10 protein-coding genes and 1 pseudogene are annotated in these 11,526 nt (G+C 59.7%); 3 read left to right on the top strand and 8 right to left on the bottom strand.

The window, feature by feature from the left end; translation table 11 throughout:
• Positions 1-22: 22 nt before the first annotated feature.
• The 4 genes from KDX39_RS06095 to KDX39_RS06110 all read right to left on the bottom strand — a co-directional run bounded on the left by KDX39_RS06095 (position 23) and on the right by KDX39_RS06110 (position 1,986).
• The gene (locus tag KDX39_RS06095) at positions 23-490 is read right to left on the bottom strand and encodes a VUT family protein (RefSeq protein ID WP_122438476.1); all 468 of its coding nucleotides are present in this window, start codon (positions 488-490) and stop codon (positions 23-25) included.
• A gap of 98 nt (positions 491-588) precedes the next feature.
• Positions 589-807, bottom strand: a complete 219-nt coding sequence (locus KDX39_RS06100; RefSeq protein WP_099229646.1) for a DUF1289 domain-containing protein — start codon at positions 805-807, stop codon at positions 589-591.
• Positions 807-1,331, bottom strand: coding sequence for a gamma carbonic anhydrase family protein (locus KDX39_RS06105; RefSeq protein ID WP_099229645.1), 525 nt, complete (start codon positions 1,329-1,331; stop codon positions 807-809). The genes KDX39_RS06100 and KDX39_RS06105 overlap by 1 nt, the downstream gene beginning before the upstream one ends.
• 58 nt (positions 1,332-1,389) lie before the next feature.
• Entirely contained in the window at positions 1,390-1,986 is a 597-nt protein-coding gene (locus KDX39_RS06110) for a CoA pyrophosphatase (RefSeq protein ID WP_099229644.1), read from the bottom strand.
• A gap of 150 nt (positions 1,987-2,136) precedes the next feature.
• Between KDX39_RS06110 and KDX39_RS06115 the strand changes: the two genes are divergently transcribed.
• Positions 2,137-2,688, top strand: a complete 552-nt coding sequence (locus KDX39_RS06115; protein ID WP_231659713.1) for an NUDIX hydrolase — start codon at positions 2,137-2,139, stop codon at positions 2,686-2,688.
• A 191-nt stretch (positions 2,689-2,879) separates the two neighbouring features.
• Positions 2,880-3,302, top strand: a pseudogene (locus KDX39_RS06120) (L,D-transpeptidase family protein); the annotation flags it as partial.
• 100 nt (positions 3,303-3,402) lie between these two features.
• Here KDX39_RS06120 and KDX39_RS06125 read toward each other — a convergent pair.
• Both KDX39_RS06125 and purL read right to left on the bottom strand, forming a co-directional pair.
• The gene (locus KDX39_RS06125) at positions 3,403-3,714 is read right to left on the bottom strand and encodes a Nif3-like dinuclear metal center hexameric protein (protein ID WP_099229642.1); all 312 of its coding nucleotides are present in this window, start codon (positions 3,712-3,714) and stop codon (positions 3,403-3,405) included.
• Positions 3,715-3,730: 16 nt separating this feature from the next.
• Positions 3,731-7,627, bottom strand: a complete 3,897-nt coding sequence (gene purL / locus KDX39_RS06130) for a phosphoribosylformylglycinamidine synthase (RefSeq protein WP_231659714.1) — start codon at positions 7,625-7,627, stop codon at positions 3,731-3,733.
• A 213-nt stretch (positions 7,628-7,840) separates the two neighbouring features.
• Here purL and mltF point away from each other — a divergent pair, with 213 nt between their 5' ends.
• Positions 7,841-9,331 carry a membrane-bound lytic murein transglycosylase MltF gene (gene mltF, locus KDX39_RS06135; RefSeq protein ID WP_231659938.1) on the top strand — a complete coding sequence of 497 codons (1,491 nt, stop codon included), beginning with the start codon at positions 7,841-7,843 and terminating at the stop codon, positions 9,329-9,331.
• Here mltF and tadA read toward each other — a convergent pair.
• Together tadA and KDX39_RS06145 are read right to left on the bottom strand one after the other, a co-directional pair.
• Complete coding sequence (gene tadA, locus KDX39_RS06140; RefSeq protein ID WP_231659715.1) at positions 9,328-9,834, bottom strand: tRNA adenosine(34) deaminase TadA; 507 nt, start codon at positions 9,832-9,834, stop codon at positions 9,328-9,330. The two genes, mltF and tadA, sit on opposite strands and share 4 nt — an antisense overlap.
• A complete protein-coding gene (locus KDX39_RS06145; protein WP_231659716.1) occupies positions 9,834-11,207 on the bottom strand; it encodes a multicopper oxidase family protein in 1,374 nt (457 codons plus the stop codon). Before KDX39_RS06145 ends, tadA begins: the two co-directional genes overlap by 1 nt.
• Between the last annotated feature and the right edge of the window lie 319 nt (positions 11,208-11,526).

Here is an 11,526-nt window from a genome sequence, read left to right on the forward strand (position 1 = left end):
TGAAGCCCTTGCGAATGGGGGCTCAACCCGGACAGGCGTTGTTGCGCGCCCGCCAGGCCATGATCATCCAGACGGCCGTCACCCCGGCAAACTTGGAGAGCAGCGCGGTCAGAATCACTGGCGTTGTCAGGGCATCGATCATGCCGAAGAAGATAAAGGTGTCCAGCGGAATGCTCAGCGCCGAGCTGATCCACAGACGGTCACGCAAGGGTCGCCTGGTGATGCTGAACACCAGCCAGTCGATGCACTCCGATACCGCAAATGCCGTGGCACTGGCCAAGGCAATGGTCGGATCGCTGGTGACATAGGAAAGCACCAGTGCCGCCAGCATGGCGAGAATCGCGCCATGGCCGAACCGGATCTGCACCATGTCGCGCAGCACGAACACCAGCCCGCCCCAGGCCGACCAGATAATGTCCAGATGCGGAGCGCTGGAAAACGCGAAGTTGATCAGCACGACGCTGCCGATGTAGGCAATCAGAAAAAGCATGGCGGTACTGCTGCCTAAAAAAATGGGGGCCAATGTTAGCAGCCGCGGACGCAGCGGTGGGAATGGTTACGGGCTGCTCCTCGTTCCTTGCCAGGCCCTCAGCCCTTGCCACCCAGCGTCCACATCATCCCGCTGGCCCTGGCGCGGTCGTCACACAGACCCAGCACGACACGACGCTCGTCATTGCTCATGCGACTCCAGCGGGTGATTTCGCTGACGGTGCGCTGGCAGCCGGTGCAGATATCGTCTTCGTCCAGCGCGCAGATGCTGACGCAGGGTGAACGGACCGGCTTCTCGACTATCGATTCAGTGCTCATCAATCTTCCTGCACCGCCAGGTCGCGGGCGTAGCGTTGGGCGTTGTGGACGTAATGGGCGGCGCTGGCTTCGAGCATCTTCATCTGCACATCGGTCAATTCGCGGACGATTTTACCCGGCGAGCCCATTACCAGCGAACCATCGGGAATGACCTTACCCTCGCCGATCAGCGAATTGGCGCCGATGATGCAGTATTTTCCGATTTTTGCCCCGTTGAGGATGACCGCGTTGATACCGATCAGGCTGTAATCGTCAACGCTGCAGCCGTGCAGCATCGCGTTATGGCCAATGGTCACGCCCTTGCCGATGGTCAGCGGCGAACCCATGTCGGTGTGCATCACCGTGCCATCCTGCACGTTGCTGTTCTCGCCGATATGAATCAGCTCGTTGTCGCCGCGCAGTACGGCGTTGAACCACACGCTGGCACCGGCCTGCAGCCTGACCTTGCCGATCAGCACCGCATTGGGCGCGACCCAGCTTTGCGGATCGATCTGGACGCGAGACTCTCCCAGTCGGTATTTCATGCGGTTTCCTCAGGCTGGTCACGCTCTTGGGCATGACTCTTTATGGATGACACACCGTTCAGGTAGTGGAGCGCTCGGGCGGATGATGCAGGCTGATCTGCGTGCCGTACATCACATTGACCAGCTCGACGATCATGATCGCGGTCAGCCCCCAGATCTTGTACTCGCCATAACGATAGCTGGGGACGTACCAACTGCGCCCTTCGTAGTCGATTCGGTGCGTATGTTCGCGGGTGTCCTGACGGAAGAACTCCAGCGGTACGCTGAAGACAGCGGCGATTTCACCATCATTGGGCCGGTACTCGACGAAATCGGGAATCACCCCTACGTAAGGTGTGACCTTGATGCCGTGCTTGGAGATCAGCGGGCTCAATGGCCCGACGATTTCCACCAGACCGGGCGGCAGGCCGATCTCTTCTTCTGCCTCGCGCAACGCCGTGAAAATCAGGTCCGGGTCTTCGGGATCGCGCCGTCCACCGGGAAATGCGACCTCGCCACCGTGGGTCGAAAGCCCGCTGGCGCGCAGAGTCAGGATCAACTCCGGCTCGTCACTGCGGGTGACAGGCACCAGCACTGCAGCCTCGGGAAAGAAGCGATCCGTCTCAAGGGTGTCCGGCGTATGACTGACTACACGGCGAAGTAGCTCATCCAGCATGGCAAATCTCGATCTGTTGCTTACCTGGCACTATGCACCAAAGCAGCGAAGTGCCCAAGCCCTTGTAGGACAAGTCGCCCCACATAGACGCTTGCTCATGGGCGGCGGGACAAGCCAAGATAGCGCCTGCATTCACTATCGACCGACACCATGAAATTTTGCAGCCAGTGCGGCAACTCCGTCATCCAGCGCATCCCCGAAGGCGACAGCCGCCTGCGGTATGTCTGCGAGCATTGCCACACCATTCATTATCAGAACCCCAACATCGTCGCGGGCTGCCTGGTGACCCTGGGCAACAAGGTATTGCTGTGCCGTCGCGCCATCGAGCCGCGCCTGGGTTTCTGGACATTGCCGGCAGGGTTCATGGAGAACGGCGAGACCATCGAACAGGCCGCACGGCGCGAAACGGTCGAAGAAGCGTGTGCGACCCTGCGGGAGCTGTATTTGTACTCAGTGATTGATGTGCCACACATCAATCAGGTGCATGTGTTCTACCGCGCAGAGATGGCAACCGAGGACTTCGCTGCCGGCATCGAGAGCCTTGAAGTGCAATTATTCGAAGAAGCCGACATTCCCTGGCAAGACCTGGCTTTCATGACGGTCAGGCGTACCCTAGAATGCTTCTTCGCGGATCGGCGTCGGCAGGTTTACCCGGTTCATACCAGTGCCCTCCCCCCGTCACGTCCAATGCAGGTTTCTTAATTCGGCTTCGCAATCGAGATTGGCTCTCTTGAGCCCTCAGGGAAATGGTAATGCGCTGGTTGCTCGCTTTCGTCTGCATGTTGTTCGTCCCGCTGTCCCAGGCTGCTTTCACTCAGACCATCGTGCCCAAGGGCAGCGAACAGAAGATCATCAACAATAAGGTGATCAACACCGAAAGCATTGCCGACAAGAAAATCGACAAGGTGCTGGTGCTCAAGTCAGTGCGTCAGTTGCAACTGATCAGTGGCGGTGAAGCACTCAAGACCTATCGCATATCGCTGGGCAAGAACCCCAAGGGCACCAAACTTCAGGAAGGCGACCAGCGAACGCCCGAGGGTTTCTACTGGCTCGACTGGCGTCAACCAAGCGGCAACTATAACCTCTCGATGCACATCTCCTACCCGAACATTTCGGACTCGGCACGTGCACGTCGCGAAGGCGTGAAACCGGGCAGCATGATCATGATTCACGGCACGCCGGTGGATGAAGAGTACCCGGAATGGTATTTCCACACCCTGGACTGGACCAACGGCTGTATCGCGCTGAAGAACAACGACATGCGCGAGATATGGGATCTGGTGAAAGACGGAACGATGATCGAGATAAGGCCTTAATCAAGCCAGACAGAGTCAGACCAGCCAGGCTCGCTGTTACCTAAAATAGGACGCGGAGCGTCCCATTCGGGCTGACACACAGGTATTTCAGCGACAGAACCTAGAAATCTTCCAGCCGCCATACTTCATAAGCTGGCGTTTCATAAGGGTGGCTCTGCTTGAGCGCCACCACTGCCTGCTGAATCAGCTCATCGGCCACAACCAGTTCGACCTTCCACTCCTGCACCTGTTCAACCACGCCGCCCTGCCCGATAAATGGCTGACTGCCATCCAGCGGGCGGAATTGACCGTGGCCGAGCACTTGCCAGCAGCACTGGTCATAAGCGCCGATTCGCCCTGCACCCGCAGCGAATACGGCGCTCTTGACCTCGTCCACATGGCTCGGCGGAACAAAAAAGGCAAGCTTGTACATGTTCCGCCAGCCCGCCTCAGTTGACCCAGGCGCGGGCGTTACGGAACATGCGCATCCACGCGCCATCTTCGTTCCAGTCCTCAGGACGCCACGAGTTCTGCACGGCGCGGAACACACGCTCAGGGTGCGGCATCATGATGGTGACGCGTCCGTCGAGGGTGGTCAGACCACCGATACCACGCGGCGAACCGTTCGGGTTGGCCGGGTAGGTTTCGGTGACCTTGCCATGGTTGTCCACGAAACGCAGCGCGACCGTTCCGGACACATCAGCTTCCAGCAGTGCGTCAGCATTGCGGAATTCCGCGTGGCCTTCGCCGTGAGCGATGGCGATCGGCATGCGCGAACCGGCCATCCCCTGCAGGAAGATCGACGGCGATTCCTGGATCTGTACCATCGCAACGCGTGCTTCGAACTGCTCGGAGCGGTTACGGACGAAGTGCGGCCAGAACTCGCTGCCCGGAATCAGTTCATGCAGGTTGGACAGCATCTGACAACCGTTGCACACGCCCAGGGTGAAGCTGTCGGTACGCTCAAAGAAGCTCTGGAACGCATCGCGGGCGCGGCTGTTGAACAGCGCCGACTTGGCCCAGCCCTCACCGGCACCCAGTACGTCACCGTAAGAGAAGCCACCACAGGCAACCATGCCCTTGAAGTCGTTCAGATCGACACGACCGGCCAGGATGTCGCTCATGTGCACATCGATGGCATTGAAGCCTGCGCGATCGAACGCAGCGGCCATTTCGACCTGACCATTGACGCCTTGCTCACGCAGCACAGCCACCTGAGGACGCACACCGGTCTTGATGTAAGGCGCAGCGATGTCATCGTTGACGTCGAAGCCCAGCTTGACGGTCAGGCCTGGATTATCTTCTTCCAGCAGTGCGTCGAATTCCTGATCGGCGCATTCGGCGTTGTCGCGAAGGCGCTGGATCTGGTAGCTGGTCTCGGCCCACTGACGCTGCAGCAGACGGCGCTGCCCCGTGAATACCGGCTCGCCCGCGAAGCTGATGACGACTTCATCGTTGTTCACCGGCTGGCCGATGACCGACACGCAATCTGCCAGACCGGCCGCGCTGAACTGAGCCAGCACCAGCGGCGTGGCGTCCTGACGAACCTGGATGACTGCCCCCAGCTCTTCGTTGAACAGAATCTCGTTCAGTTCGGAAGCGTTGTCAGCCAGACCGTCAAGGTGCAGTTTCAGGCCGCAATGACCGGCAAAGGCCATTTCCAGAGTGCTGACCAACAGGCCACCGTCGGAACGGTCGTGGTAGGACAGGATGTGGCCGTCGGCATTCAGACCCTGAACCACGGCGAAGAACGCTTTGAGGTCTTCAGCGTCATCGACGTCCGGGGCCAGGCGGCCCAGCTTGCCGTGAGTCTGGGCAAGAATGGAAGCGCCCATACGGTTCTGACCGCGACCCAGATCGATCAGGATCAGATCGGTTATGCCCTTGTCCATGCGCAGCTCTGGAGTCAGGGTCTTGCGAATATCCACCACAGGCGCGAAGCCGGTCACGATCAGCGACAACGGCGAAGTCACACTCTTCTCTTCGCTGTCGTCGCTCCAGCGGGTCTTCATGGACATGGAGTCCTTGCCCACCGGAATGGTCAGGCCCAGCTCGGGGCACAGCTCCATACCCACCGCTTTCACGGTGTCGTACAAACGTGCGTCTTCGCCAGGGTGACCGGCCGCCGACATCCAGTTGGCCGACAGCTTGATGTCGGACAGCTTCTCGATGCGCGAGGCAGCGATGTTGGTCAGGGTTTCGCCGATGGCCATGCGGCCCGATGCCGGAGCATCCAGCAAGGCCAGCGGAGTCCGCTCGCCCATAGCCATCGCTTCGCCGGTGTTGACGTCGAAGCTGGTGGCGGTCACAGCGCAGTCAGCGACAGGAACCTGCCACGGACCAACCATCTGATCGCGAGCCACAAGGCCTGTGATGCTGCGGTCGCCGATGGTGATCAAAAAGCTCTTGCTGGCAACCGCCGGATGACGCAGAACGCGCTGAACGCTTTCTTCGATATCCAGCGTGCTCGGGTCGAAATCGTCGCCCATCTCGGCTTCACGCTCGACCGAACGGTGCATGCGCGGGGCCTTGCCCAGCAACACTTCCAGCGGCATGTCCACCGGGTTGTTGCCGAAATGGCTGTCGGTCACGGTCAGTTGTGGCTCGGCAGTCGCTTCGCCCACCACGGCGAACGGGCAGCGCTCGCGCTCGCAGATCGCCTTGAAGCGTTCGAAGTCTTCAACGCCGACGGCCAGAACGTAACGCTCCTGGGATTCGTTGCTCCAGATTTCCAGCGGGGCCATGCCCGGCTCGTCGTTTGGCACGTTGCGCAGTTCGAAACGACCGCCACGACCGCCATCGTTGACCAGCTCAGGGAAGGCGTTGGAAAGACCACCGGCACCCACGTCATGGATGAAGCTGATCGGGTTACGGTCACCCAACTGCCAGCAACGGTCGATGACCTCTTGGCAACGACGCTCCATTTCAGGGTTTTCACGCTGAACCGAAGCAAAATCCAGATCGGCAGAACTGGTGCCGGTCGCCATCGATGAAGCAGCACCGCCGCCCAGACCGATCAGCATGGCCGGACCGCCCAGCACGATCAGCTTGGAACCGACCGTGATCTCGCCCTTCTGGACATGGTCTTCGCGAATGTTGCCCATACCGCCAGCCAGCATGATCGGCTTGTGGTAACCGCGGACTTCATCACCGTGCGGTGTGGTGATGGATTGCTCGAAGGTACGGAAGTAACCGGTCAGCGCCGGACGGCCGAATTCGTTGTTGAACGCCGCGCCACCCAGCGGGCCTTCAATCATGATGTCCAGCGCGGTCACGATGCGCTCGGGTTTGCCGTAAGGCTTCTCCCAGGGTTGCACGAAGCCCGGAATCTGCAGGTTGGAAACGGTGAAACCCGTGAGGCCAGCCTTTGGCTTGGCGCCGCGACCGGTTGCACCTTCGTCGCGGATCTCGCCGCCGGAACCGGTCGATGCGCCAGGGAACGGAGCAATCGCGGTCGGGTGGTTGTGCGTTTCGACCTTCATCAAAATGTGCACCGGCTCCTGCACCGCGCCGTACTGGCGGGTTTCCGGATCCGGGAAGAAACGACCGGCGACGTTGCCGACGATCACCGAAGCGTTGTCCTTATAAGCAGACAGGACGCCTTCGCTGTGCATCTGATAGGTATTTTTGATCATGCCGAACAGGCTTTTTTCCTGGCTCTGGCCGTCGATGTCCCAACTGGCGTTGAAAATCTTGTGGCGGCAGTGCTCGGAGTTGGCCTGGGCGAACATCATCAGTTCGATGTCATGCGGGTTGCGACCCAACCCGTTGAAGCTGGTGACCAGATAGTCGATTTCGTCCTCGGCCAGGGCCAGACCCAGTTCGACGTTGGCCTTCTCCAGCGCAGCGCGACCGCCACCCAGGATATCAATGGCCGTCAACGGCTTGGGCTGAGCATGGCTGAACAGACCGGCAGCCTGTTCATGGTCGCCCAGAACCAGTTGAGTCATACGGTCGTGCAGGCTGTCAGCGATGGACTGAGCCTCGGCCTCGCTGAACTGGCCTTCTACATAAAAGGCAATCCCGCGCTCGATGCGCTGAATCTTCGCCAGGCCGCAGTTGCGAGCGATATCGCTGGCCTTGCTCGACCATGGCGAAATGGTGCCAAACCGTGGCAACACCAGAAACAGACGGCCACTCGGCTCTTGAACCGGCACGCTTGGGCCGTATTTCAGGAGACGGTCGAGAACCTGCTGTTCTTCGCTGGACAGAGCGTCAGTGACGTCGGCGAAGTGAGCGAATTCAGCGTACAAGCCACTGACAGCTGAAACTTTTTGTTTCAGTTGTTCTAGTAATTTGCTGTGGCGGAAGGCAGAAAGGGCAGGAGCACCGCGCAGGATCAACATCTTCGGGACAGCCTCGGGAAGGGGGTGTGCTTTGAGGCCGCGTATTCTAGCCTAAACTGGGACGTTGATCACCCAAAACGGCAGCATTCCATGCGCCCGAATGTCACGCCACCGTCGAAAACGCGACAAATGCTATCAAAATGCCGTTGCCTATCAGACGCAAGCATCGCTGTCGAGATATGGCGCCCGGTGCGCTTTGCGTATACTGCACCGATGTTCTTCAGACCCGATTTCCGCACTCGTTGCGCCAAGTGGCTCATCGCAACCGGACTCTTCCTGATGCTCAGCGCCTGTGTGGATAAACCCAACACACTGGAGCGAGTCAAGGAGGACGGCGTGCTGCGCGTGGTCACCCGCAACAGTCCGGCCACCTACTTCCAGGATCGCAACGGTGAAACCGGCTTCGAATACGAGCTGGTGAAGCGCTTTGCCGAAGATCTGGGCGTGGAATTGAAGATCGAAACCGCCGACAACCTGGACGATCTTTTCGACCAGATGAACAAGCCGGGAGGCCCGGTATTGGGCGCCGCCGGTCTGATCGACACGGAAAAGCGCAGGCAGCAGGCCCGTTTCTCCCACTCCTACCTCGAAGTCACGCCGCAGGTCGTCTACCGCAACGGCCAGTCACGCCCGACCGATGCGGGTGATCTGGTCGGTAAACGAATTGTCGTGCTCAAAGGCAGCAGCCATGCCGAGCAGCTCGCCGCGTTGAAAGTGCAGAACCCAGGCATTGAATACGAAGAATCCGACGCGGTAGAAGTCGTCGATCTGCTGCGCATGGTCGATGAAGGTCAGATCGACCTCACGCTGGTCGATTCCAACGAACTGGCGATGAACCAGGTCTACTTCCCCAATGTGCGCGTCGCTTTCGACCTGGGCGAAGCCCGCGAGCAGCGCTGGGCTGTGGCTCCTGGCGAAGACAACAGCCTGCTGAACGAAATAAACGCCTATCTGGACAAAGTCGAGAAAAACGGCACCCTGCAGCGCCTGAAAGATCGCTATTACGGCCATGTCGACGTCCTTGGCTATGTCGGCGCGTACACCTTCGCACAGCATTTGCAGGAGCGCCTGCCAAAGTACGAGAAGCATTTCCAGACGTCCGCCAAGAAAGAACAGGTGGACTGGCGTCTGCTCGCAGCCATCGGCTATCAGGAATCCATGTGGCAGCCGACCGTGACCTCCAAGACCGGCGTGCGCGGCCTGATGATGCTGACCCAGAACACCGCGCAGGCCATGGGCGTGACCAACCGGCTGGACGCTCGACAAAGCATTCAGGGTGGAGCCAAGTACTTTGCCTACGTGAAGGAACAACTGGATGACAAGATAGAAGAGCCGGATCGCACTTGGCTGGCTCTTGCGTCCTACAACGTGGGCAGCGGCCATCTGGAGGATGCGCGTAAACTCGCGGAAAACGAGGGCCTGAACCCCAATAAATGGCTCGACGTGAAAAAAATGCTGCCGCGCCTCTCGCAGAAAAAGTGGTACAGCAAGACGCGTTATGGTTATGCCCGTGGCGGCGAACCGGTGCATTTCGTTGCCAACATCCGCCGCTATTACGACATCCTGACCTGGGTCACGCAGCCGCAACTGGAAGGCAATCAAGTCGCAGAGGGCGATTTGCATGTGCCCGGTGTAGACAAGACCAAACCCACATCAGACTCAACGCCCGAACCTGCCGCCAGCGACGACAAGAGCGCGCTCTAAGCCTTCCCCTTCTGCGCCGTATCCTTCGCAGCACGTCGCATCCTGAAGAACTCGCTCAGCATCACACCACACTCCTCGCCCAGCACGCCGCCTTCAACCAGCACGCGATGGTTGAGAAACGCCTGGCTGAAAAACTGCCCCTGGCTCTGCACGATGCCCGCCTTGGGCTCCAGCGCGCCATAGACCACGCGTGCCACACGGGAATGCACGATCAGGCCCGCGCACATGCTGCATGGCTCAAGCGTCACATACAGCGTGCTGCCGGGCAGACGGTAGTTGTCCACGGTTTTGGCGGCATCCCTGATGGCAACCATTTCGGCATGGGCACTGGGGTCGCTGCCACTGATCGGACAGTTATAACCACGGCCGATGATCTCGCCGTTCTGCACCACGACTGCACCTACCGGCACCTCGCCCAACGAGGCACCTTGTGCAGCGAGCGCCAGCGCCTCGCGCATGAAGTACTGGTCGTTGCTGCGGTCAATGATTGGCGGCTGCCTCATCACGACACCTCGATCGCGGCCATGAGACCGGTTTCCATGTGGTCGATCACGTGGCAGTGAAACATCCACACGCCAGGGTTATCGGCGACCAGAGCCACCCGCGCCCGCTCGTTGCGCCCCAGCAGAAAAGTATCGGTAAAGTACGGAATGATCTTGCGTCGATTGGACGCGATAACCTTGAAACTCATGCCATGCAGGTGAATAGGGTGCTGGTACTGGGTCATGTTCTTCAATTCGAAAATATAACTCTGACCCAGCTTCAGCTTGGCAATCGGCCGATCCGCGCAGGTCTTGTCGGTGATGTCCCAGGCTTCGCCGTTGATCTGCCACAGGCTCGGCGGCTTGCCGTTATCGGTGTTGGCCGACACAGAACCCACCCACTCGACATTGAAATTGATCTTCTCGGCGTTCTCCAGATCCGGCTCGGCGACCGGATTGGCCGGCAACTCCGGCGGCCATTCGCCCGGCGCGTCGTGGTTGGCGACCGAGCGGAATGTACCCAGCCGCACCGGTCCGTTGCGCAGCGAGATCTCTTCGCCAGCCGCTGGAGCCTTGATCGCCAGACAGATCCGCATGCCAGGCCCAAGCCAGTATTCATCGCCAAACGGACGCGGCGTCACCGGATTCCCATCCAGCGCATAGATCTGCGCCTCGGCATCTGGCAGATTGAGACGATAGGTCACGGTATTGTCGAGATTGAGCAGCCGCACGCGGGTGATCTGCCCGGCGGGCAACTCGATGACCGCCTGCGGAATCCCGTTCAACGTCGACAGCCGCCCCGCCGTGCCCTCGCGCGCGGCCTCGCGCAACACGCTGAACTCGGTGAACGCGCCCTCTTCGTCCACGTGCCAGCTTTTCAGACTGACCGTACGCTCGTGCCTGAAACCGGTCGGCTCGCGCTCTTCAACAATCAACGGCCCGACCAGCCCACGCCCCAGCTCTTCGCTGCTGCTGACGTGCGGGTGATACCAGTAGCTACCGGCGTCCGGCACCCGGAACCTGTAATCGAAATATTCACCCGGCTTGACCGGCAACTGCGAAACATACGGCACACCATCCATCTCCAGCGGCAACCGAATGCCATGCCAGTGAATGGTCGTCTCGACCGGCAACTGATTGATGAACCGCAACCGCAACCACTCACCCTGCCGCACCCGTAACTCCGTCCCCGGCGCAGAACCACCGAACGCCCAGGCAGGCGTCTTGTGGCCGGGCACCAGTTCAACATCCAGCGGCGCGGCAATCAGCACAAAATCCGAACCGGCTTCCGACTCCCTGCGCCCCAGCCAGTAACGCGAAGCCCCACCTGCACCCAGACCGACCACGGCAAGGCCAGCGATACCTGTGAGGAGTTGGCGACGGGTGAAGGACATAAAGCGAAGACCTCGAAACGACTGCGGGAGCGCGTCCGGAGGGCCGGTGCGCGGGGGCGAATACGATACACCTGCATTTGGGGAAAGATAAGGGTCAAGTGGCTCAGGCAGCCGTCTGGATTTTCTTAAATTCCTGAGAGTTGTCTGCATGTGAGATTACGCAGTGCCGACAAACCGTCAGCCCCCAAGAGCCGAAAAGTCAAAAGCCCGCAATTACGCGGGCTTCGGGGCATTTTTTGCTAGATCGTGCCGGGCTGTACCGGACGCGGGATCATTCCCACTCTATTATCAACTAGCCACCAAAACCCTTTCTGATAGC

The organism is Pseudomonas sp. CDFA 610, from assembly GCF_021147865.1.
Taxonomy (GTDB): domain Bacteria; phylum Pseudomonadota; class Gammaproteobacteria; order Pseudomonadales; family Pseudomonadaceae; genus Aquipseudomonas; species Aquipseudomonas alliivorans.